Source organism: Longispora albida DSM 44784, assembly GCF_000379825.1.
GTDB lineage: Bacteria > Actinomycetota > Actinomycetes > Mycobacteriales > Micromonosporaceae > Longispora > Longispora albida.
The window spans coordinates 648,901-675,026 of the sequence record NZ_KB903825.1; the positions used below are offsets into that span (position 1 = coordinate 648,901).

Here is a 26,126-nt window from a genome sequence, read left to right on the forward strand (position 1 = left end):
GCGTACGTTTCTAACCAGTCAAGCGAGTGAGAACGGTTAGAAAGGCGCCAGCCATGACGACGAAGTACCAGACAGCCCAGGTGGACGGCCTCGACGTGTTCTACCGGGAGGCCGGCGACCCCGCCCGGCCGGCGATCGTGCTCCTGCACGGCTTCCCGAGCAGCTCGGTGATGTTCCGTGACCTGATCGAGCGGCTGGCCGGCGAGTACCACGTGATCGCCCCCGACCACATCGGCTTCGGCCACTCGGCGATGCCCTCGCCGGGCGAGTTCAGCTACACCTTCGACCGGCTCACCGAGATCACGCTGGGCCTGCTCGACCAGCTCGGCCTCGGGAAGTTCGCCGTGTACGTGCAGGACTACGGCGCGCCGATCGGCTTCCGGATCGCCAGCCGCCACCCGGAGCGGGTCACCGCGATCGTCAGCCAGAGCGGCAACGCGTACATGGAGGGCTTCACGGACTTCTGGAAGCCGCTGTTCGAGTACGCGACGAAGCCGGGGCCGGACACCGAGCCGGCCGTCCGGGAGCTGCTCACTGTGGACGCGACGAGGTGGCAGTACACGCACGGCGAGCCGGACACCAGCCTGATCAGCCCGGACACCTGGCAGCTCGACCAGTCGTTCCTCGACCGGCCGGGCAACCAGGAGATCCAGCTGCTGCTGTTCCAGGACTACCGGTTCAACCTGGACGGTTACCCGGCATTCCAGCAGTACTTCCGGGAGCACCAGCCCCCGCTGCTCGCGGTGTGGGGCCGGAACGACGAGATCTTCGGAGCACCCGGAGCGGAGGCCTTCGCCCGCGACCTGCCCGATGCGGAGATCCACCTGCTCGACGCCGGGCACTTCGCGCTCAACAGCCAGGGCGAGCGGATCGCCGCTCTGATCCTCGGCTTCCTCGGCAGGCACCTGCCAGCGGCGGAGGGCGAGTGATGGCCACGCCACCGCCCCGGCCGAAGGCCGGTCCCCTGCTGCTGACCGCTGCGGCCGCGCTGGCCGGGCTGCTCCTGCTCGCCGGGATCGCCCAGCTCACCGGGCTCGCGTTGTTCGCACTGCCCTTCGCGGCCACGGCCGGGATCGTCGCGACGGCGCCCAGCGCGCCGTTCGCGCAGCCCCGGAGCATCCTGCTCGGGCACCTGACGGCCACGGTGCTGGCCCTCGCGGTCGTCGCGGTGGCCGGGCCGTCGGTCTGGGCCGCCGCGCTGGCCGCCGGGCTCTCGGTGGTACCGATGATGTGGCTGCGGGCTCCGCATCCGCCGGCGGGTGCCACGGCGGCGCTGATCGCACTGACCGGGCCGGCGCCGGAGTACCTGGTGTCGTCGGTGCTCCCGGCCAGCCTGGTCATCATCGGCGGCGGGTTCCTGATCGGGCGGCTGCTGCCCGGGCACCGGTACCCGGCCTACTGGTGGTAGGTCACTCGCCGGGCTCGGTGACGAAGTCGATCAGACGCTCGACGGCGCCGAGCAGCGGGGCTTCCACGTCGTGGAAGGTACGGACGGAGGAGAGGATGCGCCGCCACATGCCGGCCGGTTCGGCGACACCGAGGGCGGCGCACACTCCTTCCTTCCAGGGCTGGCCGGGCGGGATGACTGGCCACGCGGCGATGCCCAGCCGGGCCGGTTTCACCGCCTGCCAGATGTCCACATAGGGGTGCCCGGTGACCAGGACGTGCCGGGAGGTCACGGCGGAGACGATGCGGGACTCCTTGCTGCCGGGTACGAGATGGTCGACCAGGACCCCGAGGCGCGCGCCGGCGGCAGGACCGAAAGTGGCGACGGCGGCCGGCAGGTCGTCGATGCCGTCGAGCGGCTCGACCACGACGCCCTCGACCCGCAGGTCATCGCCCCAGATCCGCTCGACGAGCGCGGCGTCGTGCAGGCCCTCGACCCAGATCCGGCCAGCGCGGGCGACCCTGGCCGGCGCACCGGGGACGGCGACCGAGCCGGAGGCCGTCCGGCGCTTCTGCGGAGCGGGAGCCGAGGCTGGCGGCTTGCGGAGCGTGACGACCTCGCCGTCGAGCAGGAACGCGGCCGGGAGCATCGGGAACAGCCTGCGGCGGCCCTTGCGGTCCTCCAGCACGACAGCGTCGGCCTCGAAGCCGACCACGGCACCACAGAACTCGCCGCCGGCGTCCTCGACCACCAGGTCCAGCTCGGCGTCGACCACCGGGACCTCTCGCCGCTTCCGCCAGTTCCCCGCCAGGACGTCCATGCCCGACACTGTACTGATGGCTTTCGCACCCCACCGCCGCGTTGTCGTCTTCGGAGTCGACGGCGTGCGCACAGACACCCTCGCAGCAGCTCACACCCCGTGGATCGACGCCATCGCGGCCGAAGGGCTGTACGCGGAGTTCGAGCTGAACGACCTCGCGCCGACCGTCAGCGGGCCGGGCTGGTCCACCGTCGCGACCGGGGTGTGGGCCGACAAGCACCGGATCGACGGGAACGTCTTCGCTGATCACGCGCTGGAGGAGTACCCGGACTTCCTCAGCAGGCTCCGGGCGGCGTGGCCGGAGATCCGCACGTACGCCGCCGCCGACTGGGCGCCGCTGGTCAGTACCGATTCGCTCGGGCCGGTCTTCGCGACCCCGCACCGGGCGTTGCGGGTCGACGCGGCGGGTGGCGGTGAGAAGGCGGGGCCGTTCGGGCACGACTACGACGCGACGGGGGCCGACATCGCCGCCGACGCCGCACGGGTACTCGGCGGCTCGGACTACCACGCGTCCTTCGTGTACTTCGGCGAGCCGGACGAGGTGTGCCACTACCAGGGCGTGTGCCCGGAGTACACGGCGGCGGTAGAGCGGGCCGACCAGCGGATCGGGACGGTGGTCGAGGCGATCCGGGCCCGGCCCACCTACGCCGCCGAGCAGTGGACCTTCATCGTCGTGACCGATCACGGGCATGTCGACGAGGGCGGGCACGGCGGCCGCGACCCGTGGGAGGCGCAGGCGTGGATCGCGGCCAGCGGGCCGGCCGTTCCGCAGGGCAAGGTGCTGACCGAGCACGTGGACATCGCGCCGAGCGTGTTCCGCGCGCTGGGCCTCGACGTCGACGAGTCGTGGGGGCTGGAGGGCGTGGCGTTCGGGGAGCGCGACGGGGTCAGGTAAGCGTGGGGAGGGCCTGACGGAGGGCTCGCTCGCCGGCTGGGGTGAGGCGGACGGCGCGGCCGGTACCGATGCGCTCGGCCCAGCCCTGGGCGAGGACGTGGGTGCAGAGGGCCGCGCCTGCCGTGCCGGCCAGGTGGTTGCGCCGTTCCGTCCAGTCCAGGCACATCCGCACGAGCGGGCGGCGGCCCGGCCGGAGATCGGCTCCGAGGGTGGTGAGCCAGGCGCGGATGGGCTCGTCGGCGAGCAGGCCGGCCTCGGACAGCGCCTCGGTGATCTGCACGCCGAGGCGGCCTGCGAGGTGGTCGTAGCAGGTACGGGCCTCGGATTCCGCGCTCGCCTTCGCTGCGGCTTTCAGGCCGCTCGGGCGGGGCGGCGGGGCCGCGTGGGCAGCCAGGTCCTCGATGAGGGTGGCGACGGCCGGGCTGGCCAGCCGGACGTAGCGGTGCCTGCCCTGCCGTTCCTCGGCGAGCAGGCCGCCGGTCAGCAGCCGGTCGAGGTGCTCGCTGGCTGTGGAGCGGGCGACGCCGGCGTGCCGGGCGAGTTCACCTGCTGTCCAGGCGCGGCCGTCCATCAGCGCGAGGCAGAAGGCCGCCCGGGTGCTGTCGGCGAGGAGGGCTGCGAGGTCTGCGAGCTGTGGCGCTGTCATGGTTCCATGATCCGCTGGGGATTGTTCGGTGACGGCCGAACAGTACCCGGCCTAGCCTGGTGCTCATGTTGATCTTCAGTGATCCCGGGGATGTCCTGGCGGCGTTCGCCGAGCCGGCTCTCGTCCCGCCCCGGCCCGGGGGTGTGGAAGGCGGCATGGCCTGGTTGCGGAGGCGTGTCGCGCGTTTCAGCTCCGGCGAGGTGCATGCCCGGCGGCGTGCGATCGCCGAGAAGTACCTGGCGGCCGTCGAGCCAGGGACGCTGCGGCCGCTGGAGGGGGAGGACCGGCGGCGGTTCCCTGCCCGGGCGCTGGCGGAGGCGATCGGGCTCGGCAGCGCCATTGTGGACGATGTGCTGCTCGCGGCGGCCGCGTACCACGGCGAGGACTCGGCGGCGGCCGACGAGGCTGTCGAACGGCTGCGGGCTCAGGTACCCGGCGACGACGAGGAGTGCGCGAACCTGATCGGCCTGCTGATCCAGGCCTGCGCCACGACGGGGCCGCCGGTCGTCGCGACGAAACGGGTGGCCGTACGGGACACGGAGATCGGCGGCGTGCCGGTACCGGCGGGCACGCTCGTGACACTGCGCCTGGAAGGCAACCCGTTCGGCGCGGAGCCCCGGGTCTGCCCCGGCCGCGCCCACGCTCTCGCGATGCTGGAGGAACTCCGATGACACCCTTCCGCGCGCTGCACCGGCCCGGCCAGCCGCTCCTGCTGCCGAACGCCTGGGACTACGCCTCCGCAGCGCTCCTGGCCCGGCAGGGGTACCCGGCGATCGGCACGACGAGCCTCGGGGTCGCCGCGGCGGCCGGGCTGCCGGACGGTACCGGGGCGACGCGGGCCGAGACGCTGCGCCTGGCGGAACGGATCACGAAGCTGCCCGTGCTGATCACCGTGGACATCGAGGGCGGGTTCAGCGACGACCCGGCCGAGGTGGCCCGGACGGCACGGGAGCTGGCCGGTTTCGGGGTCGCCGGGATCAACCTGGAGGACGCGATGGGACCGGCCGGGCTGCACCAGGACAAGATCCGGGCCGTGAAGGCCGCCGCGCCGGGGCTGTTCGTCAACGCGCGGACCGACACGCACTGGCTCCGGGACGGTACGACGGCGGAGGCTGCCGAGCGGGCCGCCGCGTACATCGAGGCCGGCGCGGACGGCATCTTCGTACCCGGGCTGCGCGAGGACATCCCGGTGCTGGCCGGGCTCGGCGTCCCGCTCAACGTGCTCTATTCCGGCCAGGCGGACCTGGCCGGGCTGGCGGAGCTGGGCGTGGCCCGGGTGAGCACGGGATCGGCACTCTACCGGGCAGCACTGGACGCCCTCTCCGCTCTGGGGGCGGACTTCGCCGGCCGGCCTCGTCCGGCACCCCTCACGTACGAGATGATTCAGGATCTTTAGGTTTTCTCACCACGATGCCGAGCGCCGCCGCGAGGGTGTGGGCCAGTGCGACCAGGTCCGGCCCGTCGAGGATCGCGCCGCGCAGGCTGGCGACGCTGCCGACGCCGTCGAGCAGGCAGCGTTCGAGCACGGCGCCCTCCATCTTGGCCTGCGCGAACTGCGCTCCGGTCAGGTCGCACGCCGTGAACCGGGCTCCGCGCAGGTCAGCGCCGGTGAAGTCGGCGCCGGCCAGGTTGCACCGGTCGAAGGTGACGTGCGCGAAGGCCGAGAAGCGGAAGGTCGCGAGGTCCAGGCGGCACTCGGTGAAGCTCGTCTCGCGCAGGCCGCCGCCTGCCCAGTGCAGGCCGGTCATCCGGGCCGGGCCGAAGGTCACCCTGCGCAGCGTCGAGCCGGTGGCCTTGAGGTTGGCGAGGTTGCACCGGTCGAAAACACAGTCAGCCAGTACCGCACGGTCGAGGCTCACCTTGCTCAGATCCACGTCCGTGAACTGGCACCGCTCGAACTCCGCCAGCTCCGCGCTGCTCCCGGACACGTCAGCACCCGTGAACTGGGCACCACGGTAGAAGACCTCGTCCGCGATGAGCAGTTCCTCGTCCTCGAACACGTCGCCCCCGTCTGGTGTTGCCGTAGTGGCCTGCCCCCGATGCCTGACAGGCCACTACGGTAGCCGCAGTGCGGCGCTAGGCGTCGCGGCGGTGGAGCAGGACGGCGGCGGTGAGCAGGGTGCCCGCCGTCCACAGCGCCAGTACTCCCAGCCCGTTCCACGGGGCATGCGCGAGGGTTTCCGGATCCACAGTGGACATGATGTTCTGGCCTGCCGTCGTCGGGCCGATCTGGAGCAGCCGCCGCACCCAGGCCGGGTCGCCGGTGGCGGCGGCCAGCAGCGGGTAGGCGTAGCACAGCCCGAGCACGATCCCGATCGCGACGGCCGCGCTCCGGACGATGGCGGCGAGGCCCAGGCTGAACAACGCGATCAGCGCCAGATAGATGACGGTCCCGAGCACCGGAGTCAGCCGGAACGGCACCGACTGGTACTGCCGCCCGGCCACGACGGAGCCGGCCACCGCGACCCCGGCCGCGAGCAGCACCGGCCCGGTCAGCACGAGGGCCTTGGCAGCCAGCACGGTCCAGCGCCGGGGCGTCGCGGCGAGGGTCAGGCGGATCAGGCCGGTGCTGTACTCGTTGCCGAACAGCATGACCGCCAGCACCGCCACCACGATCTGCCCGAGCTGCACACCCGTCAGGCTGAGCTGTGTCGGGTCGAGGAAGCAGTCCGAGTGGGTACACGTCGTGACAGCGGTGGCCAGCCAGCCGATCCCGATGGTGGCGACGACGAGGCCGAGCAGCAGCCAGGCGGTACCGGACGTGGTGCGCAGCTTGGTCCACTCAGACCGGAGAACTCCGCTCATGCGTCTGCCCTCACCAGCCGGTAGTACGCACCGGACAGGGCGACGGCCGTCCACGCCACGAGCACCGCCAACCCGGCCCACGGGCTCAGCGGCATGTACCCGTCCACGGGGGTGTACACGTTCGCGACCTGCGCGTACTCGACCGCACTCTGCTGGATCGCGAAGGCCGCAGCCGGTGTGACCCGCAGAGCCCAGTCGGCCGCAGCGGTCGGCAGCACCGTCATCGCCAGCAGGTACGGCAGGATCACGGCCACGACGGCGGCGGTGATCGCCGTAGCGCTCCGGCGCAGCAGCATGCCCAGGGCGAGGCCCAGGACCGCCGTGAGACCCAGCATCGCGCCCGTGCCCGCGATCAGGCGGAGCTCGGTGGCCACCGGGACAGCCGGGATGAAGACACCGTTGGACTGCAGCACCTCACGCCCGGCGTAGACCACGATGGCTCCCGCGACCAGGCCGGCGACGAATCCCGCCGCGCCGGCCACCGCTGCCTTCGCGGCGAGTACCCGGCCACGCCGGGGCTGGGCGGCCAGGGTGGTGCGGATGAGGCCCCGCCGGTACTCGCCGGACGCGAACAGCACGCCCACCACGACCACGACGATGAGCCCGGCGAACGTGCCGATGAGGGTGGTGGTGATCGAGGTACCCACCCCGGCCGCGCCGGTCACCGCCGGTGCGATGTCACCCGAGCCGGTCAGCGTCAGCTCCTGGCTACCGGGCTGACCACCGGCCGGGTCGCCCTGACCGGGCCCGTTTCCTGGGCCGCCGATGTGCTGTTTCGTCCACTGGGTGCCCTGCCAGGCACCGGTCACCGCGAGGTCGGCGAACTCCGCCGTGGCCTGCGACGGCCCGCCCCTCGCGCCCTTGACGCCGAAGGTGTTGCTGTCCTCCTCCGCGTGCTGCGGAGAGGTGACGAACAAGCCAGCGACCACGGACCGCCCCAGGTCCGGCAGCTGCACGCGATTCACAACAGTCCACTGTGTACCGTCAGCCGACTCCTCCCCCATGATCGTGCCGCCGGCCCGGGTCAGCCGCAGCCAGGCCAGCGGGGTCTTCCGCCCGGCCTTGTCGTGCACGAAGTCGTGCTGCATGCGCACGCCCCGGGCACCCGTCACCATCACGGCCGCGTAGCTCGACCCGGGTTCCGTCGTGTCCTTGACCATCAGCCCGGCCTTCGCCCACGGCACCAGGCCGGGACCGTCGGTCAGCTCACCCGTGAGCGCGGCGACCCGGACGGTGATGCTGCCGTCGCCGTCGAGCGTGCGGTACGCGAACGCGAAGCTGTCGCGTACCTCCACGCCGTCCGGGCCGGTCGTCGGCTTGCACTCCGTCGCCGAGCCGGGCTTGCCGCACGAGCCCTGCATCCCCGGGAACAGTCCGAAGAGGACGATGATCACAGCTGCGGCCGGCAGGGCCAGTGCCCAGGCCGGCACCGTACGGAGCTTGGTCCACTCGGCTCTCATCGCGACACCTCCGCCGCGCGGAACTCGACGGCGTCCCGGGTGAGATCCATGTACGCCTGCTCCAGGGTCGCCCGGTGCGCCGAGACCTCGGCGAACGGTATCCCCCGGGCCGACAGCGCACTCACGATCTGCTCCGCCGTCAGCCCCGTCACCGTCAGCGTGCCGTCCTCCGCCTCCCTCACCGACGCTCCGGCTCCGGTGAGGACGGCCGCAGCCTCCGGAGAGCTGGTCCGCAGGCTCACCAGGCCGCTGGAGGCCCGGGCGAGCAGGCCAGCGACGCTGCTGTCCGCGATGACCCTGCCCCGCCCGACGATCACGACATGGTCGGCCGTGCCCTGGAGTTCCCCCATCAGGTGGCTCGACACGAGCACCGCCCGGCCCTGCCCGGCCAGCGACCTCAGGAACCCCCGCATCCACACGATGCCCTCCGGGTCCATCCCGTTGAACGGCTCGTCCAGCAGCAGGGCCCACGGGTCGCCCAGCAGCGCCGCCGCGATGCCGAGCCGCTGGCGCATGCCCAGGGAGAAGCCTCCGGCCCGCCGCCGGGCCACAGCACTCAGGCCCGCCTGCTCCAGTACCTCCTCGACGCGGTTCCGGCCGAGTCCCTGCGAGTGGGCCAGCCAGAGCAGGTGGTCGCGTGCCGTCCGGCTCGGCTGGAGCGCTCCGGCGTCCAGCAGGGAACCGACGTGGGTGAGGGGGCGCTTCAGGCTCCGGTACGGCACGCCGCCGACCAGCGCCGTTCCCGACTCGGCCCGGTCGAGCCCGAGGATCACCCGCATGGTCGTCGACTTGCCGGCCCCGTTCGGCCCGACGAACCCGGTGATCCGCCCGCTGTGGACCCCGAACGTCATGCCGTCCAGCGCGAGGTGGCCGCCGAACCGTTTCCGCAGCCCGTTCACCTCGATCATCTTGTCTGTCATGACTGACGTTTCTACGGAGCCGCCGGTGTCAGCACGGTGCCCGTGATTGACACCCTGCTGTCACCTGCGGCCTGGCATCGTTGGATCATGCGCGTACTGGTGGTCGAAGACCTCGAGATCCTGGCCCGGACCATCGGCACCGGCCTGCGCCGCGAGGGCATGGCCGTCGACATCGCGCTGGACGGCGCCGAGGCGCTCGACCGCCTGCACGTGACGCGGTACGACGTCGTCGTGCTCGACCGTGACCTGCCGGTCGTCCACGGCGACGAGGTGTGCCGCCGGATCGTCGCCGGCCACTCGGCCAGCCGCGTCCTGATGCTCACCGCGTCGGGGGCTGTCCGGCAGCGGGTGGAAGGACTCGGTCTCGGTGCCGACGACTACCTCCCCAAACCCTTCGACTTCGACGAGCTGGTCGCCCGCGTCCGGGCACTGGGCCGCCGGAGCGCGCCGTCCACCCCGCCCGTCCTCGGGTACGCCGGCGTGACTCTCGACCCCAGCCGCCGCACGGCCACCCGCGAGGGCCTCCGGCTCGACCTCAGCCCGAAGGAGTTCGCCGTCCTGGAGCACCTGCTCGCCGCCGCCGGCCGGCCAGCGTCCGCCGAGGAGCTGCTGGAACGCGTGTGGGACGAGGCCGCCGACCCCTTCACGACCACCGTGAAGACCACGGTGCGCCGACTGCGCGCCAAGCTCGGCGAGCCGCCGATCATCCACACTGTCCGCGAGGCCGGGTACCGGATCGGCACTTCGTGATGCGCCAGCTGTCCCTCCGCGCGCAGCTGACCCTGTTCTACGCGGTGCCGTTCCTCCTGTCGGGTACCGTCCTCCTGCTGTTCCCGATTCTCGGCTCCAGCTCGACGCGGCCCGTGGACAGTTCGCAGGTCCCGCCGCCCGAGGCCTCCGTCCAGGACTCCGGCCTCGCCAGCCTGCTCGTCTTCTCCGCCATCGGGCTGATCCTGATGACCGCGATCTCGGTCGCGCTCGGCTGGGTGATCGCCGGCCGTTTCCTCCGGCCCCTGCGCACGATCACCGCCACGGCCCGCGACATCTCGGCGAGCAACCTGCACCGGCGGCTGGCCATCGGCGGCCGGGACGAGTTCGCCGACCTCGGCGCGACCCTCGACGCCCTGTTCGCCCGGCTCGAAGCCTCCTTCGAGGCCCAGCGCCGCTTCGTGGCCAACGCCTCCCACGAACTCCGCAGCCCGCTGACGGCGGAGCGCGCCCTGCTCCAGGTAACCCTGTCCGATCCTGACGCCACAGCCGAGGGCCTGCGCGGCATCTGCCAGGAACTTCTCACCCTCAACGCTGGTCAGGAACGCCTGATCGCCGCCCTGCTCACCCTCGCCACCAGCGAACAGGGCGTCGAGCAGCGGATCCCCTGCGACCTCGCGGAGATCACCCGTTCCGCGCTCGGTGCGCAGCCCGGCCTCGGCGATCTCGACGTCGCCGTGTCACTACGGCCAGCACCCGTCGCCGGAGACCCGCACCTGCTCGAAAGCCTGACCGGCAACCTCATCGGGAACGCCGTGCGCCACAACGTCCCCGGCGGCACGATCGACGTGTCAGCTTCCACAGTGGACGGCCGGGCCAGCCTCACCGTCGTCAACAGCGGCCCGGTCATCCCGCCGGAGCGGCTCGCCGAGCTGTTCCAGCCCTTCCAGCGGCTCGGCGGCCGGCGCCACGACGGCGGCCACGGGCTCGGCCTGGCCATCGTCCGGGCGATCGCTGACGCGCACGGCGCGCAGCTGGTCCCCTACGCCCGGCCAGAGGGCGGGCTCCAGATCCAGATCCTCTTCCCGCAGCCTTTGCGGTAGGACCCCTATCCGCGTAGCGGGGCGTTACAGGCGGCCATGAGCCCCCGGCGGCAGGCCGTCCGGAGTGGACGGAGCAGCTCGGAACGCTGGTGCGCCTCGTGGGCCGTGACCGCGCCACCCGGGGCCGAGTGGTCGGCGAGCGCGAGGACACGGTCGAGCATCGCCGCCCGCGCGTACAGCCGCCTCGCTCGCGGGTCGTAGCCGGGCGGCAGGTCGGCACCGGCCCCCGGGCGGCGCAGGTCGGCGAGCGCCCCGGCCAGCTCCGGCTGCCAGCGGGCCACGTCGAGCCTGCTCATCGCGTCCGCGCACTGGCCCAGCTCCCTGGCCAGCTCCAGCTCGGCCTCGCCGGGCGCGATGTACTCCCCCGGCATGGCCTGCACCGGATACGCCCGCCAGCGGACCGAGTGCCACACGTCGCCGGAGCCGGACATGTGCTCGCAGGTCTCCGGTACGAGACCGAGCGACCCGGCGATCACGCCCTCGCCGGCGTGCAGGGCTGCCCCGGTGAACGCCCCGGGGCCTGGCAGGCCGCGCGGGTCGCCGGGAGCCGGCACGACGAGGCGGATCTCGTCGGCGGCCACTTTGGACAGTGCGATCAGCGCCGAGCCAAGCGGGACCTCCCACACCTCCCCCGGCAGGTCGGCGAACAGGTGCTCCTCGCCTTCGGTGACGGCCGGGGCGACCTCGTCGAAGGGGACATAACCGGCACGCCAGGCCCGGGCCCAGGCCACGAAGCGGGCGGCGAGCCGGGTGCTCACCCGGCCGTGGACGGCGGTCATGACCCGATTATCGGACAGACGGCCGAATAGGTCACCCCCGCGACCATGCGGATGATGTTCGTCATCAGCGGCGCTTCGGCGGGGCGGGGCAGCAGCCGGGCGCGCACTTGTCCCAGGTGGGCACCTCGCCCAGCGCGCGGCGGGGCGCGCCGGACCGGCGCTCGCCGACCAGCTCGACGATCATGTCGATGAACCGGGGGTCCGTGCTGGGTGTGGCGGCCCTGGCGAAGGCCATGCCCAGCTTCTCCGCCGTGGCCGAGGCCTCGTGGTCGAGGTCCCAGACGACCTCCAGGTGATCGGAGATGAACCCGATCGGCGAGACCACGACCGCGTTGACGCCCTGCTTGTGCAGGTCGGCGAGGTGGTCGTTGATGTCGGGCTCCAGCCACGCGATGTTCGGCGGGCCGGACCTCGACTGCCAGACCAGGTCCCACTCCAGCCCGGCGCGCTCGGCCACCAGCCGGGCCGTCTCCCGCAGCTGCGTCACGTACCGGCCGCCGTTGCGGACCGGGCCCGCCGTGTCGGCGAGGGACACCGGGATGCTGTGCGCGGTGAACACCAGCCGGGGCTGCTCGCCCTCCGGCAGGGTCGCCACAGCCGCCTTGATCGCGTCGGCCTGCGGCTCGACGAAGCCGGGGTGGTCGTGGAAGTGCCGGAGCTTGTCGATCTCCGGTGCGCGCTCCCCGAGGGCCGCGCGGGCCGCCGCGATGTCGTCCAGGTACTGCCTGCACGAGGAGTAGGAGCCGTACGGGCTGGTCACCAGGGCCACCGCCCGGCGCACGCCCGCGTCACGCATGTCGCGGAGCGCGTCGACGAGATACGGCCGCCAGTTCCGGTTGCCCCAGTAGATCGGCAGGTCGATCCGGTCGCGCAGGGCCGCCATCAGCGCACGGCATTGGTCGTTGATCGGGGACACCCCGCCGAAGTGGCGGTAGTGCTCGGCGACCTCGGCCAGCCGCTCGGGCGGCACGCCCCGGCCCCTGGTCACGTTCGCGAGGAACGGCGCCACGTCATCTGGCCCTTCGGGGCCGCCGAAGGAGACGAGGAGAAAGGCGTCGTAAGTCACTCCGACATCCTGTCCGATCCTGGGGATCTTCGCACCACTGGTGATCCGGTGTTTTTTCTGGTATCGGTACCCGCCGGCCCCCGTGGGCGGTACCCGAGGGCCATCAGGCCCCCGGGTGCCCCAGATTACGCGCCGACCGCGTGGAAACCGCCGTCGACGTGCACGATCTCACCCGTCGTCGCCGGGAACCAGTCGGACAGCAGCGCGCAGATCGTCCGGGCGGTCGGCTCGTTGTCGGTGAGGTCCCAGCCGAGCGGGGCCCGCTCCACCCACGACTGCTCGAAGGCCTCGAAGCCCGGGATGGACTTGGCGGCCATCGTGCGCAGCGGGCCGGCGCTGACCAGGTTGCTCCGGATGCCCTTCGCGCCGAGGTAGCGGGCCAGGTAGCGGGAGGTGGACTCCAGCCCGGCCTTCGCGACGCCCATCCAGTCGTAGACCGGCCACGCGGTGCTGGCGTCGAAGGTGAGGCCGACGATCGAGCCGCCCGGCTTCATCATCGGCTCGCAGGCGACGGCGAGGGCCTTGTAGGAGTACGTCGAGACGTGCAGCGCTGTCGCCACGTCCTCCCACGGGGCGGTGAGGAAGCCGCCGCCCAGCGCGCTCTGCGGGCCGAAGGCGATGGCGTGCAGCACGCCGTCGAGGCCGTCGACCTGCTCGCGGACCCGGCTCTCCAGGGATGCCAGGTGCTCGGGGTTGGTGACGTCCAGCTCGATGACCTGGCCGACCGGCTTGGGCAGCCGCTTGACGATCCGCTCGACGAGCGACATCCGGCCGAAGCCGGTGATGACCACCTCTGCGCCCTCCTCCTGGGCCAGCTTGGCCGCGGAGAAGGCGATCGAGTTGTCGGTGATGATGCCGGTGACGAGGATCCGCTTACCGGCGAGAAGTCCAGACATTTGTGTACCTATCCCTAGTGGCCCATGCCCAGGCCGCCGTCGACCGGGATGACCGCGCCGGTCACGTAGGCCGAGGCGTCGCTGGCGATCCAGGTGACGACGCTGGCGACCTCTTCCGCCGTCGCCATCCGGCCGGCCGGGATCGCCTTCACGTACTCCTCGCGCTGCTTCTCCGGCAGCACGGCGGTCATGTCGGTCTCGATGAAGCCCGGCGCGACGACGTTCGCCGTGATGTTGCGCCCGCCCAGCTCGCGGGTGATCGAGCGGGCCAGGCCGACCAGGCCGGCCTTGGAGGACGCGTAGTTCGTCTGGCCGGCCTGGCCAGACAGGCCCACGACGGACGAAATGAAGATCATGCGGCCCCAGCGGGCCCGGAGCATCTTGCCGGACGCCCGCTTGGCGCACCGCCACGCGCCGCCGAGGTTGGTGTCGACCACCCGGCCGAACTGGTCCTCGGACATCCGCAGCAGCAGGGTGTCGTCGGTGATGCCCGCGTTGGCGACCAGCACCTCGACCGGGCCGAGCTCGGCCTCGATCGCCGCGAAGGCCGCGTCGACCTGCTCGGGGTCGGTGATGTCGCACTGCACGCCGAAGATGCCATCGGGAGCGCCGCTGCCCCGGTGCGTGATGGCGACCCGGTCGCCCTGCTTCGCGAACGCCTGCGCGATCGCCAGCCCGATTCCCCGGTTACCGCCAGTGACGAGCACTGTACGTGCCACGACTGTCCTCCGCTCCTCGTGTCCGAAGCGAGACTAGGGCCTACCGCCCGGTACCGGAAACACCGGGTAGCCATGTACGATTGCGCGGGCTCTCTTCTGCCCGGACTTCGCACCACACCTTGCTCCACCTTGCACCATGCGAACGACACGTGCCGCCAGGCGGCTCCGACCCGGGGAGGTGATCGCTGTGCGAGATAGCGATCCTCCTAGTCGCGGCCGGAAAATCGTCTCCTGATCTCAGCCTCCGGCGCGGCTTCCCGCGCCATCGCAGGCTCACGTGTGATCACGGGACCCAGTCTCCGGCCGTGCCTCCAGCGCTCTTTCTCTCCCTCTTCCCGCTGGAAGGTCGTTCGTCATGCTCCGTTTCCTGCCCCGCCTGGGTTTCGCACTGGCCGCCGCGTGGGTGGCCGTCCTGTTCATCCTCGTCGACCACTCGAAGTAGACGGCCAGCCCTCACGGACAGTGATCGTTCCCTAGCCCCGGGCGGCCCAGACCAGCCGCCCAGCCGCGAGCGCCGTGCCGAGCACGACGACCGCTCCGGCGAGGGCCGCCAGGCCGTACCCCTTGCTCTGCGTCACCGGTTTCGCAACTGGGTACGCGACCGGGTTCAGGTCCGACGCGCACACGGCCGGCCGGTCGAAGCCCTGTGGGACGACGCAGGCCACGACGTCCACTCTCGACGGTGGCCTGCCGGGCACGGTGACGAGAAGTTCCCCGCCCCACGCGCCGCCCGCCGGTACCGTCACGGCCTTCCAGTCCGGGGCCGGCCGCCCGGCCACCGTCGCCTGGACGGTCATGCCGGGCAGCTCGGCCTGCTCGTAGCTGTGGACGACGATCCGGTACGTGTGGCGGGCGCCGGGTGCCGTGCCCGGCTGGCCGTCACTGACCTCGATGGACACCCGGGGCAGCTCTGGTTCGGCTGCCGCCGGGGTCGCGAGGCCGAGCACTCCGAGCGCCGCGAGGGCGCTGATACGGGCGATCATCCGTTCTTCCTCCGGTTGCGGGTCCACCACAGCAGCACGCCGCCCGTGCCGATCAGCAGTGCCCCCGCGGGCAGCAGCGGACCGGCCGAGGTGCCGCTGACCGGCAGCGGGCCGGGGCCGGGGCCGCCTGTGGGCCGCGGGCTGGGCACGACGGGCGTGGGGCTGGGTGTGGGTGTGGGTGGCGGCGGGCCGACGCGGTAGACGGCCGCCGACGGCGGGCTGGTGACGGGGTCCTTGCCGCCCGGCGGGGTGTACGAGGCGGTGGCGGTGTTGGTCTTCTCGCCGGTCACGTTCGGCGTCGTGCAGGTGATCACCTTGGTCTCCCCCACGGCGAGGTTCACCTCTCCGGCGCACGAACTCTCCGCCGGGTCGCTGATCCTCACCGGGTTCAGCGGCACGCTGCCCTTGTTGGTGACGGTGATCCGCCAGGGCGCCGCCGAGCCGTACGCACCGGAGCCGCTGGCACCGCAGCCCGGCGCGCACACCTCCTTGACCAGTGTCAGCCCGTGCGTCGTGACCTTGGCCGTGCTCGGCGGCACGTCGCGGTCGGGGCCGGTCGGCGGCGTGAACCTCCCGGAGACCGTGTTCTCCTTGTCTCCCGTCACGCCGGTGCTCCTGCAGTAGAAGACGCGGGCGTCGCCCTCGGTCAGCGCGAACGGCCCGACCTTGGTGATCTCCTGCTGGCAGGCGGCTTCGCCGGTGTCGGTGAGCGTGATGCCCGTCAGCGGCGTGTTGCCGATGTTCGTGGCCGTGATCCGCCAGTAGGCCGTGCCGCCGACCGGGACGGTCGTGCTGGCGGCCCACTGGCCCGGCTGGCCGCCCTGGCAGTTGTCGTCGACGTCCTCCGTGGAGACGCAGACCTCCTTGACCAGGGTGAGGCCGTAGACGTTGAACGTCGCCGAGTCGGGTGCCGTCTCGCCGCGCCCGCCGCCCGGGATGTCGAACTGGGCTGTCACCGTGTTCGTCGTGTTCCGCCGGACGTCAGCTGTCGAGCAGTAGAACCGCTTCGGCGGGCCGGCCGGCAGGTCGAAGCTCGCCGCCGCCGCCTCGCACGAGGGCTCGGCCGCGTCCTTGAGGCTCACGCCGGTCAGTGGTTCCTGCCCGGTGTTGGTCACGGTGATCCGCCAGTAGGCCGTGGAGTTCAGCGGGCCCGAGGTCTCGGTTGGCGTCCACGGGCCGGCTCCGCCTGGGCCACACGCCGCCGCCTGCTCGCTGGTGCAGACCTCCTTCAGGACCTTCATGCTGTACGTGGTGACCTTCGCGCTCGCCGGGTCGGCCGTCACTGGCGGCTTCCCTGGCGGCGTGTAGGTCCCGGTGACGGTGTTGGTCTTCGCGCCCGGTACCGAGGCCGTCCGGCAGTAGAACGCGGACGACGCGCCGACCGGCAGGTCGAACGGTGTCCCGATCGCCGACTGGCAGTCAGCCTCGCCAGCGTCCGACAGGGTGACGGCGGTCAGCGGGGTCGCGCCGGCGTTGGTGGCGATGATCCGCCAGTACGCGGCCCCGTTCGTCGGGACCGTCGTGCTCGCCGCCCACGGGCCCTTGCCACCCGCCACGCAGTCGGCGGGGACGACCGACTGGCAGACCTGCTTGGCGAGGGTCAGGCCGTAGATGTTGTACGTGGCGCTCGACGGTTCCGTGCTCACCGCCGCCCCGCCGTCCGGTGGTACGTAGTAGACGGTCGCCGTGTTGGTCCGGTTCTGGGTGAGGTTCGCGGTCGAGCAGTAGAACACGGCCGACGTCTTGCCGGGCAGCGTCCCGCGCTGGACACACGAGGGCTCCGCCGGGTCGGAGATCTCGCCGGTCAGCGGGATCGTGCCGGTGTTGGTGACGGTGACCCGCCAGTACGCTGTCGAGTTCAGCGGGCCCGAGCCCTCCGGCCCCCAGGGCCCCGGCCCCGAGCAGGCGGCCGCCGTGCTGGCCAGGCACACCTCCTTCTTCACCGTGGCGCCGTACGGATGCGCCTCAGCTTCCCTCGACGGCACGACCACGGCCGGGGTACCCGAGGGCGTGCCGTCCGGGGCCGGCGCGTTCGCCGTGGCGACGTTCACCTTGTCGGTGGTCAGGTTCGTGGTGGTGCAGCCGAACGGCTTGGTCTCGCCCGGTTGCAGGTCGAACGCCGCCGGCACCGCGCACGAGGCCTCGGCCGGGTCGGTGACCGTCACGCCGGTCATCGGGACGGCGCCGGTGTTGGCGACGACGATCCGCCAGTACACAGTGGATCCTGCCGGCAGGTTGGCCGCGCTGGCCCACGGGCCTGGACCACCGGGGGTGCAGCTGGCCGCGTTGAGCGAGCGGCAGACCTCCTTGGTGACCGACATGCCGTACACCGTGGCCGTGGCAGTCGACGGTGTCGTGGTCTTCGTCTCCGTGCCGACCGTGTAGCTGGCCGTCGCGGTGTTGCCCTTGTTCGTGGTCAGGTTCGCCGAGGAGCAGGTCACGGTCACCGTCTGCCCGGCTGGCACGTCGGCCGTCCGGACGCAGCTCGCCTCCTGGGCGTCGTTGACCCGCACGCCGGCCAGGTCGACGGAGCCGTTGTTGGTGAGCCTGATCCGCCAGTACACAGTGGAACTGAGCGGGACGACGGTGCTGGCCGCCCACGGGCCCGCGCCGCTGGCGCAGCTGGCGGCGGTGGCCGAGTGGCAGACCTCCTTGACGATCTCCAGGCCGAAGACGTGGTAGACCGCGTCGTCTTCGAGCGTGACCGGGGTCGTCGTACCCGGTGGCGTGTAGGTGGCCGTGGCCCGGTTGGTCCGGTCGGCCCGGACGCTGGCCGTCGAGCAGCTCAGGATCTGCTCGGCTCCGGCCTCGACGGTGATCGGGCCGCCGGAGCATCCCGGCACCTCCGGGTCGCTGACCTGGATGCCGGTGAGCGCGACGCCGCCGTTGTTGGTCAGCCGGACGCGCCAGTACGCCGTCGTGCCGACCTGGCCGGTGGCCTCCGGGCCCCACGTGCCGGTCGCGGGGCAGCCGGCCCCGGAGCAGACCTCCTTGGACAGCAGCAGCCCGTACGTCTGGAACTTGGCCTGGTCGGGCGGCGTCGACACCTGGTCACCGCCGCCGGGCGGGGTGTACCTCGCCAGCGCGGTGTTCGTCCTGTTCGTGGTCACGGCCGACGTGGAGCAGTAGATGTCCACGGGCCGCGTGCCCACCGGCAGTTCCACGGTCCGCGCGCACGAGGGCTCGGCCGGGTCGATGACGGACACGATGGACACGCCGGTCAGCGGCACGCCACCCGTGTTGACCAGCCTGATCCGCCAGTACGCCGTGGCGCCACCGTCCGGAGGATCCTGGAACGCCGTCTTCGCCCACGGGCCGGTGTCACTGGTGCACGCCGCCGGGTCGGTGGCCGTGCAGACTTCCTTGACGAGGCTCATCCCGTAGACCCGGTACGTGGCGGTGGACGAGGCGCTGGTGCCCGTGCCCTGGCCGGGCGGTACGTAGTTCGCCGTCGCCGTGTTCGTCTTGTTCGCGGTGACGGCGGCCGTCTGGCAGTACAGGTACCGCGTCGAGCCAGCCGGGAGTATCGGCACGCTGGTCGCGCACGAGGTCTCGGCCGGGTCGCGTACCGCCACGCTCACGATGTCGAGGGTGCCGGTGTTCACGAGCGTGATCCGCCAGTACGCCGTCGAGCCGATCGGGCCGGTCGCCGCGCTGCTCCACGGCCCGGCGCCGCCCGGCCCGCAGTTCGAGGCGTCGCCCGAGCAGGACTCCTTGCGGATCGTCAGGCCGTAGACCCGGTACGTGGCGCTGGACGGCGGGGTGACCACGATCGGGGTACCTGACGGAGCGCCGGGCACCTGGTAGCTGGCGGTGACGGTGTTCGTCCGGTCGGTCGTCACATTCGCGGTCGAGCAGTACGAGACGCGCTGCGCGCCGGGCGCCAGGTCGACCACCCCGGCGAGGAGCGCCGAGCAGGACGGCTCGGCCGGGTCGGTGATGAACACCCCGCTGAGCGGGACCTCACCGGTGTTGGTGACAGTGATCCGCCAGTACGCCGTGGAGCCGGCCGGGCCGGTCGCCTCGCTCAGCCACACGCCGGTCCCGCCGGGACCGCACTGCTGCTGCGTGCCGGAGCAGACCTCCTTGACGGCGGTCAGCGCGGAGACCCTGGCCGTCGCGCTCGACGGCGGAATCTGCGCCGTTGTGCCGATCGGTTTGCCCGGCGGCGGGAACGAGCCGGACACCGTGTTGGTCTTCTCCGCGTTCACTGTGGCCGTCGAGCAGTAGAAGGTCCTGGTCGCGCCGCCGGCCAGGGTGAGCTGGCCAGCCTGGTCGATCTGGGCCTGGCATGCCGGTTCCGTGCTGTCGGTGAGGGCGATGCCCGCGACTGTCTCGTCGCCGATGTTGGCGACGGTGATCCGCCAGTACGCCGCCGTGCCCCTCGGCACGACCGTCGTCTTCACCCACGGCCCGGCACCACCGGGGCCGCAGTCGGCCGCCGCGAGCGACTGGCAGACCTCCTTGTTCGCCGTGATCCCGTAGACCTTGTACGTCGCCGGGAAACCGTCCACTGTGGCCCCGTTAACCGTGGCCTTCACGGTGTTCGTGAGGTTGTCGGTGACGTTGGCCGTCGAGCAGTAGTAGACCTGGCTGCCGCCGGCCGGTACGTCGACTGTCCGCACGCAGCCCGCTTCCTGCGGGTCGGCGACCTGCACGCCGGACAGCGGGACGGAGCCGATGTTGGTGACGGTGATCTGCCAGTACGCCGTCGAGCCGACCGGGCCGGTGGCCTCGGGAGCCCAGGGGCCGCCGGGGCCGGTGCAGTCAGTACCGGTACCGGTGCAGACCCGCTTGACGACCGTCACGCCCGAGACCTCGGCGACCGCGCTGGACGTCAGCGTTGTCGGCGAGCCGCCGGGCGGGGTGTACGTGGCCGTGGCCGTGTTGACCTTGCGGGCGTTCAGGTTCGCGCTGGAGCAGTACAGCACCCGCGAATCGCTCTCGGTCAGCGTGAACGCGCCGGCCTTGTCGCCCTCGGCCTGGCACGTGGCCTCGGTGGCGTCGCTGACCCGGATGCCGGTGAGCGGCAGCCTGCCGACGTTCTTCGTGGTGATCCGCCAGTACGCCGTCTTCCCGATCGGCACCGTCGTCGTCTTGGCCCACGTGCCGCTGCCGCCGGAGGTGCACTCCGCGGCCGTCGCCGCCAGGCAGACCTCCTTCTCCAGGGTCAGCCCATACACGTTGTACTGCGCCGTCGACGGCACCGTCGTGATCGGCGTGGTCCCGCCCGGCGGCGTGTACCGGCCGGACGCCGAGTTGACCTTGTTCTCGGTGACGTTGCCGGTCGAGCAGTAGAACGCCTGGCTGGCCCCTGCCGCGAGGCTGAACGTGCCGGCCGCCGTCGAGCACGCGGGCTCGGCCGGGTCCGCGATCGTGATCCCGCCCAGCGCGAACGAGCCGGTGTTCCGGGCAACGATCCGCCACTGCGCGCTCGACCCGACCGGCCCGTTCGCCGACGCGCCCCACGGCCCGGCCCCGCCCGGCGCGCAGTTCGCCGGCACCTCGGACTGGCAGACCTGCTTCTCGACGGTCAGGCCGTAGATCCGGTACGTGGCGGTGCTGGACGTGCTGGTCGAGGTCGTCTGCCCGGGCGGGACGTACGTCGCGGTCGCCGTGTTCGACTTGTCGGCCGTGACGTTCGGAGTCGAGCAGTAGAAGTACTTCGTCTCCGCGACGGCCAGGTTCACCGTGCCGCCCGGCGCGCACGACGCCTGGTCAGGGTCGGTGATCGTGATGCCGGTGACGGGGACGGTGCCGCGGTGGGCCAGGACGAGCCGCCAGTACGCCGTCGTGCCGCTCGCCCCGGTCGTCGTCGTGGTCCACGGGCCGGCCGGGCCCTGGCAGTCGGCCGGGGTCACCGACTGGCAGACCTGCTTGGTGAGCTGCACGTCGTACACGCCGACGCTCGCGCTGCTCGGCGGCACGTTCGTCGACGGCGTACCGGGTGGCGAGCCGGGCGGGGCAGGGAAGACCGCGCTGGCCGTGTTGGTGCGGTCGGCGGTGACGTTGGCGGTCGAGCAGTAGACGTACTTCGTCTCACCCGGCTCCAGGTCCACTGTGGTGGCACAGGCCGGCTCGGCAGGGTCGGTCACGGCGACATTCGTCAGGCGCGCGCCACCCGTGTTCGTGACGGTGATCCGCCACTGCGCGGCCGCGCCGTACTTGATGGCGGTGTTCTTCACCCACGGCCCGGAACCGCCCTGGCCGCAGCTCGTCCCGGAGCAGACCTCCTTGCCCAGCGTCATGCTGGCCACCTTCGCCGTCGCTGTCGACGGCGGCGAGATCCGCTCTGGTGCGCCGGGCGAGGGCGCGAATCTCGCCCGCGCCGTGTTCGTTGTCGTACCGGTGAGGTTCGTGGACGAGCAGTAGACGTAGCGCGTCGCGCCGGCCGGGATCGTGTAGGGCCCGCCTGACGTGCAGTTCGCCTCGTCGGCGTCGTCGATCCGCACGTTGGTCGCCGTCGCGCCGCTCGGGTTGGTGAGCGTGATCCGCCAGTAGGCCGTGTCGCCGGGCAGGAGGCTGACCTCCTTGCCCCACGGGCCGGCGAGCGAGGTGCAGGCCGTCGCGCTGCGCGACTGGCAGACCTCCTTGTTCGCCCGTACCTCCACGAGCGGCACCGAGAAGATGACCTGCTGGGCGAGGTACGAGTCGCCCGACGTCGAGAACGTGAGCTGCGCGCTGGTGTCGCCCGGCTTGACCACGCCCGCAGGGACCTGGATGTCCTTCGCGTCCACGGAGTAGTTGTTCGGCTGGCCGGGCGGGGCGAGCGCGCCGTTCGCCTGGCCGTTGAAGAAGTTGTCCGTCGCGCCGGTCGCCGGCTCCGTCATCACCTTGTTGTTGATGAGGAACTGGTCGCCGGCGATGCCGTTGTCACCCTCGTACGCGGTGACGGCCGCCCGCACCTCGCCCTCGGTGCTCCGGAAGCCGCTGATGGTGACCGTGGTCGCCGGGTCGGAGGCCGACTGGCGGACGTGCCCGTCGTAGACGTAGATGTCGCGGAGGACGGGCGCGTAGACCGGGTCGGGCGCGTCGTACCTGTACACGACCGTCAGGGACCAGCCGCCGAAGCAGGCGAAGCCCTCCGGCGTCCACACGTTGCCGACCGTGATGTTCTGCGTGCCAGTCACGCCCGCGAACAGGCTGGTCACGTCGGCCGAAGCGCTGTAGTACTGCGCGTTGTTGTAGCCGCCGGGCGTGGGCTCCGCGACGAACTTGCCGGGGGCGACCGAGTTCTGCGTACCGGAGCCGATCGTCAGGCGCACGCTCTGGCTGGCGGGGCTCGTAGCGCCGGGCGGCGACGGCGGGTACACAGCTGCGGGCATGCCGGCCGGCGGGTAGGCGGCGGTGCACGACGGCGAGTAGGCGGAGCCGGAGGTGTAGCCGGTGTTGCCAGCCCAGTACAACTTGGCGAAGTCCACAGTGGAACCGGGTGGGATGGTGACGGACGCCCGGCTCGAGTTGAACGTGCTGGACAGCCCGTCCACGTCCGCGTACCGCATGGAGAAGCTGTCGTTCACCGCGTAGGGGTCGGTGCGCGCCGCGCCGCCCGGGCACGAGTCCCAGCTGTTCTGCGGCGTACCGGCCGGCGGGCACTGGAGCACGCCGTTGCCGACGATGACGAACCGGCCGTAGACCTCCTTGTGGTACCCGAGGGTCAGCGGCTCGACGATGGCGGCTCTGGCCGGCAGGCCGGGCCACACCAGCAGCCCGGCCGCAACGGCCAGCGCCGCCCACACCCTGACAATCAACCCGAAACGGCACCCCACCCGCGACATGGGGTGAATGTACCTCCAGCAAGGTCATTTCGGACTTTACGACCAGACGGCGCGCTGGACTACGGCAGGCGGGAACTCCACAGCAGGCTCATCCCGGCCGCGGTGAAGGCGAACAGCAGGCCCAGGCCGATGAACCACTGGGCGATCTCCCGCGAGGTCGTCCGGTAGCCGATCGAGCTGCCCATGTCCTTGTAGACCTTCTTCAGCTCCTCGGCGGTGACGGCCTGGTAGTAGTGGCCCTTGGTCGACTGGGCCAGCCGCTCCAGCGACACCCGGTCGACGGGCACCCTGGTCGTCTGGCCGTTGATCTCCACGGTGCCCTCGTCCGTGCCGAAGGCGATCGTGGACACCGGCACGTTCGCCGAGGCCGAGGCCTGCGCGGCCTCCTCGACCGAGCGGCCGGCCGTCCGGAAGCCGTCGGACATCAGCACGATCCGGGCCGGGGGCGGGCCGGAGGCACCGTCGGCCGGCACAGCCTGGATGGCCTGGAGCGAGCTGAACACGGCCTCGCCCGTGGCGGTGGACTCCGCGAGCTGGAGCGAGTCGATCGCCGCGATGACCGCCTCCTTGTCCTTCACCGGGGAGACGAGCACGTTGGCGCTCTTGGCGAAGGCCACCAGGCCGATGTTGAACGTGGGCGGGAGCTGCTTGACGAACAGCTTCGCCGCGTCCTTGGCCGCGGCGATCCGGCTCGGCGTGATGTCGGCGGCCTGCATGGACAGTGAGACGTCCAGCGCGATGATCACGGTGGCCCGTTCCATCGGCGCCTTCGCGTCCATCGACGGCCTGGCCATCGCCGTCGACAGCACCAGCAGCGCCATCAGCAGCGCGACAGCGGCCGCGTGCCGCCGCCAGCCCAGGCCCTTCGGCGCCAGCGAGCGCAGCAGGTCCACATTGGTGAACTTCAGCGCGTAGTCGCGGCGGTGGAACTGCCGCCACACGTACGCCGCGGCCAGCGCCGCAACCGGCAGGACCGCGAGCAGCCACCAGGGTTCGAGGAAGCGGATCATCGGGTGGTCCCCCTGGTCCGGGCGTGCCGCTGGGCGGCGGCGAACCGGACGATGTCGAGTAGCCAGTCGGAGTCAGTGCGCAGCCTAAGCTGTGCGGCGCCCGCAGCGCGTACCGACCGGGCGATCGCGGCCCGCTGCGCCGCCGCGGCCTCCTTGTACCGGGCACGCAGCTTCGCGTCACCGGTCTGCACCTCGTGCGCGATCCGGGTCTCCGGGTCGACGAGCGTCAGCACCCCGGCGTCGGGCAGCGCCAGCTCCACCGGGTCCACGACCTCCACGACGAGCACGTCGTGCCGGACGGCCAGCTTGCGCAGCGGGCGCTCCCAGCCGGGCTCGGTCAGGAAGTCGGAGATCACCACGGCCATGCCCCGGCGGCGCGGCGGCGAGTTCAGCTTGTCGACCAGCTCGCCCAGGTCGGCCCGGCCCGGCCGGATCGGGGTCGCGGCGAGCTGGCGGAGCAGCCCGTCGGCCTCCTTGCGGCCCGGCCTGGCCGGCAGGCGGCTGATCTGCCCGCCCGTGCCGACCACAGCGCCGATCCGGTTGCCGCCGCGCACGGTGAGGTGCGCGATGGACGCCGCCGCCGCGATGGCCAGGTCCCGCTTGAGGCAGTTGGCCGTGCCGAAGTCCAGCGAGGCCGACAGGTCGACGGCCAGCCAGGTCTCCAGCTCACGGTCGGCGATGGTCTGCCGGACGTGCGGCACCGTCGTGCGCGCCGTGACCGGCCAGTCCATCCGGCGGACGTCGTCGCCCGGCCGGTACTCGCGGCTCTCGCCGGGCTCCGAGCCCGGGCCGGGCAGCAGGCCGAGGTAGTCGCCCTGGAGCAGGCCGTCGAGCTTGCGGGTGATCAGGAGCTGGAGCTTCGACAGCACCACTCCGGCCCGGTCTGGGCTGCTGCCTACCACGCGCTCGGGGTGGCCGGAGCCGGCTGCGGCACGGGGTGCGGCGTAGCCGGATGCTGGACAGGGTGCGGGGCGACCGCGTGCGGGACGGCGTCCTGGCGGGGCGCGACCGTCGGCACCGGCACGACCTGGAGCACCCGGTCGACGATCTGCCCGGCCGGGATGTTGTCGGCGAGCGCGTCGTAGGACAGCACGAGCCGGTGCCGGAGGATGTCGGGCGCGACGTCCTGCACGTCCTGCGGCAGCGCGTAGTCCCGGCCGCGCAGCAGGGCCAGAGCCCGGCTGGCCCGCACGATGCCGAGCGAGGCACGCGGGCTGGCGCCGTACTGGATCAGCGGCGCGATCTCCGGCAGCCCCGACTGGGCAGGCGAGCGGGTCGCGAGAACGAGCCGGACGGCGTAGTCGACGAGTGCGTTGTGGACGAAGACCTCGTCGGCCTTCTTCTGGAGCGAGAGCAGGTCCTCCGGCTCGAAGACCGCGGACGGCTCCGGGGTGCTGACGCCGACCCGGTAGACGATCTCGCGCTCCTCGGCGTCGGTCGGGTAGCCCACCTCGATCTTCAGCAGGAAGCGGTCGCGCTGCGCCTCGGGCAGCGGGTACACGCCCTCCTGCTCGATCGGGTTCTGGGTGGCCATCACGAGGAACGGCGCCGGCACCTGGTACGCCTTGCCGCCGATGGTGACCTGCTGCTCGGCCATCACCTCCAGCAGGGCCGACTGCACCTTGGCCGGTGCGCGGTTGATCTCGTCGGCGAGCAGGAAGTTCGCGAAGACCGGGCCGAGCTCCACGTCGAACCGCTCGCTGGACTGCCGGTAGATCCGGGTACCGACGAGGTCGGCCGGCACCAGGTCAGGCGTGAACTGCACGCGGGAGAACGAACCGCCGACCACCTTGGCCAGCGTCTCGACCGCGAGGGTCTTCGCCACCCCCGGCACGCCCTCCAGCAGGCAGTGCCCGCGGGCCAGCAGCGCGACGAACATCCGCTCGATCATGCGATCCTGGCCGACGATCACCCGCTTGACCTCGAACATCGCCTTCTCGAGCAGGCCCGCGTCCTGGGCGGGCGTCCTCGGCTGGCCTTGCTGGTCCGACACCTGGTCCGACACCGAACCTCCAGTGGTTCTCCGTTTTGCTGACTGTGGCTGGCCCTGTCGCCCCCCAGCATTACACGTCGGCGCACCCCGGCACTGCGCACCTTTCATCCCACCCGGAGGCTCCCCTGATATCGGGGCAATCGGTACGGTCAGGCGGT

General features: G+C 71.9%; 22 protein-coding genes. 7 read left to right on the plus strand and 15 right to left on the minus strand.

Annotated features, from left to right (window positions below):
* The first annotated feature begins 53 nt into the window (after positions 1-53).
* Complete coding sequence (locus A3G1_RS0116805) at positions 54-929, plus strand: alpha/beta fold hydrolase (RefSeq protein ID WP_018350642.1); 876 nt, start codon at positions 54-56, stop codon at positions 927-929.
* Positions 929-1,408, plus strand: coding sequence for an HPP family protein (locus tag A3G1_RS35280; protein WP_018350643.1), 480 nt, complete (start codon positions 929-931; stop codon positions 1,406-1,408). The genes A3G1_RS0116805 and A3G1_RS35280 overlap by 1 nt, the downstream gene beginning before the upstream one ends.
* A gap of 1 nt (position 1,409) precedes the next feature.
* On the opposite strand, the gene A3G1_RS0116815 is transcribed toward A3G1_RS35280, so the two are convergent.
* Positions 1,410-2,207 (minus strand): DUF3097 domain-containing protein, encoded by a 798-nt coding sequence (locus tag A3G1_RS0116815; protein WP_018350644.1) that lies wholly within the window; start codon positions 2,205-2,207, stop codon positions 1,410-1,412.
* Positions 2,208-2,223: 16 nt separating this feature from the next.
* On the opposite strand from A3G1_RS0116815, the gene A3G1_RS35285 reads away from it, so the two are divergent.
* Entirely contained in the window at positions 2,224-3,102 is an 879-nt protein-coding gene (locus A3G1_RS35285; RefSeq protein WP_083936973.1) for an alkaline phosphatase family protein, read from the plus strand.
* Here A3G1_RS35285 and A3G1_RS0116825 read toward each other — a convergent pair.
* Complete coding sequence (locus A3G1_RS0116825; RefSeq protein ID WP_018350646.1) at positions 3,095-3,748, minus strand: ArsR/SmtB family transcription factor; 654 nt, start codon at positions 3,746-3,748, stop codon at positions 3,095-3,097. The two genes, A3G1_RS35285 and A3G1_RS0116825, sit on opposite strands and share 8 nt — an antisense overlap.
* Positions 3,749-3,813: 65 nt before the next feature.
* Here A3G1_RS0116825 and A3G1_RS35290 point away from each other — a divergent pair, with 65 nt between their 5' ends.
* Together A3G1_RS35290 and A3G1_RS0116835 are read left to right on the plus strand one after the other, a co-directional pair.
* A complete protein-coding gene (locus A3G1_RS35290) occupies positions 3,814-4,419 on the plus strand; it encodes a cytochrome P450 family protein (protein ID WP_211216323.1) in 606 nt (201 codons plus the stop codon).
* A complete protein-coding gene (locus A3G1_RS0116835) occupies positions 4,416-5,144 on the plus strand; it encodes an isocitrate lyase/PEP mutase family protein (RefSeq protein ID WP_018350648.1) in 729 nt (242 codons plus the stop codon). Before A3G1_RS35290 ends, A3G1_RS0116835 begins: the two co-directional genes overlap by 4 nt.
* On the opposite strand, the gene A3G1_RS0116840 is transcribed toward A3G1_RS0116835, so the two are convergent.
* From A3G1_RS0116840 to A3G1_RS0116855, 4 genes are all read right to left on the minus strand, one after another.
* Complete coding sequence (locus tag A3G1_RS0116840; protein WP_018350649.1) at positions 5,116-5,748, minus strand: pentapeptide repeat-containing protein; 633 nt, start codon at positions 5,746-5,748, stop codon at positions 5,116-5,118. The two genes, A3G1_RS0116835 and A3G1_RS0116840, sit on opposite strands and share 29 nt — an antisense overlap.
* Before the next feature lie 76 nt (positions 5,749-5,824).
* Complete coding sequence (locus A3G1_RS0116845) at positions 5,825-6,553, minus strand: ABC transporter permease (RefSeq protein ID WP_018350650.1); 729 nt, start codon at positions 6,551-6,553, stop codon at positions 5,825-5,827.
* Positions 6,550-8,013, minus strand: a complete 1,464-nt coding sequence (locus A3G1_RS0116850; protein WP_018350651.1) for an ABC transporter permease subunit — start codon at positions 8,011-8,013, stop codon at positions 6,550-6,552. Before A3G1_RS0116850 ends, A3G1_RS0116845 begins: the two co-directional genes overlap by 4 nt.
* Positions 8,010-8,933 carry an ATP-binding cassette domain-containing protein gene (locus A3G1_RS0116855; protein WP_018350652.1) on the minus strand — a complete coding sequence of 308 codons (924 nt, stop codon included), beginning with the start codon at positions 8,931-8,933 and terminating at the stop codon, positions 8,010-8,012. Before A3G1_RS0116855 ends, A3G1_RS0116850 begins: the two co-directional genes overlap by 4 nt.
* Positions 8,934-9,020: 87 nt before the next feature.
* Here A3G1_RS0116855 and A3G1_RS0116860 point away from each other — a divergent pair, with 87 nt between their 5' ends.
* Together A3G1_RS0116860 and A3G1_RS0116865 are read left to right on the plus strand one after the other, a co-directional pair.
* The gene (locus tag A3G1_RS0116860) at positions 9,021-9,683 is read left to right on the plus strand and encodes a response regulator transcription factor (RefSeq protein WP_018350653.1); all 663 of its coding nucleotides are present in this window, start codon (positions 9,021-9,023) and stop codon (positions 9,681-9,683) included.
* Positions 9,683-10,744, plus strand: a complete 1,062-nt coding sequence (locus tag A3G1_RS0116865; protein ID WP_018350654.1) for a sensor histidine kinase — start codon at positions 9,683-9,685, stop codon at positions 10,742-10,744. Before A3G1_RS0116860 ends, A3G1_RS0116865 begins: the two co-directional genes overlap by 1 nt.
* 5 nt (positions 10,745-10,749) lie before the next feature.
* Here the strand turns inward: A3G1_RS0116865 and A3G1_RS0116870 are convergent, their stop codons facing one another.
* The 9 genes from A3G1_RS0116870 to A3G1_RS0116915 form a co-directional block, all read right to left on the minus strand.
* The gene (locus A3G1_RS0116870) at positions 10,750-11,523 is read right to left on the minus strand and encodes a hypothetical protein (protein ID WP_018350655.1); all 774 of its coding nucleotides are present in this window, start codon (positions 11,521-11,523) and stop codon (positions 10,750-10,752) included.
* Between the two features lie 64 nt (positions 11,524-11,587).
* On the minus strand, positions 11,588-12,589 hold the full coding sequence (locus A3G1_RS0116875) for a ferrochelatase (RefSeq protein ID WP_018350656.1): 1,002 nt from the start codon (positions 12,587-12,589) through the stop codon (positions 11,588-11,590).
* A gap of 125 nt (positions 12,590-12,714) precedes the next feature.
* Positions 12,715-13,485, minus strand: coding sequence for an enoyl-ACP reductase FabI (gene fabI, locus A3G1_RS0116880; RefSeq protein WP_018350657.1), 771 nt, complete (start codon positions 13,483-13,485; stop codon positions 12,715-12,717).
* Between the two features lie 14 nt (positions 13,486-13,499).
* Positions 13,500-14,204 (minus strand): beta-ketoacyl-ACP reductase, encoded by a 705-nt coding sequence (locus A3G1_RS0116885; protein ID WP_026212213.1) that lies wholly within the window; start codon positions 14,202-14,204, stop codon positions 13,500-13,502.
* Positions 14,205-14,677: 473 nt separating this feature from the next.
* Positions 14,678-15,187, minus strand: a complete 510-nt coding sequence (locus tag A3G1_RS0116895) for a hypothetical protein (RefSeq protein WP_018350659.1) — start codon at positions 15,185-15,187, stop codon at positions 14,678-14,680.
* Positions 15,184-22,965 carry a DUF7617 domain-containing protein gene (locus tag A3G1_RS35295; protein WP_157641182.1) on the minus strand — a complete coding sequence of 2,594 codons (7,782 nt, stop codon included), beginning with the start codon at positions 22,963-22,965 and terminating at the stop codon, positions 15,184-15,186. Before A3G1_RS35295 ends, A3G1_RS0116895 begins: the two co-directional genes overlap by 4 nt.
* Positions 22,966-23,024: 59 nt before the next feature.
* Entirely contained in the window at positions 23,025-23,975 is a 951-nt protein-coding gene (locus A3G1_RS0116905; RefSeq protein WP_018350660.1) for a VWA domain-containing protein, read from the minus strand.
* Positions 23,972-24,877, minus strand: a complete 906-nt coding sequence (locus A3G1_RS0116910; RefSeq protein ID WP_026212214.1) for a DUF58 domain-containing protein — start codon at positions 24,875-24,877, stop codon at positions 23,972-23,974. Before A3G1_RS0116910 ends, A3G1_RS0116905 begins: the two co-directional genes overlap by 4 nt.
* Positions 24,871-26,076: an AAA family ATPase gene (locus tag A3G1_RS0116915; protein ID WP_083936959.1), complete on the minus strand. Its 1,206-nt coding sequence runs from the start codon at positions 26,074-26,076 to the stop codon at positions 24,871-24,873. Before A3G1_RS0116915 ends, A3G1_RS0116910 begins: the two co-directional genes overlap by 7 nt.
* Positions 26,077-26,126: the final 50 nt, after the last annotated feature.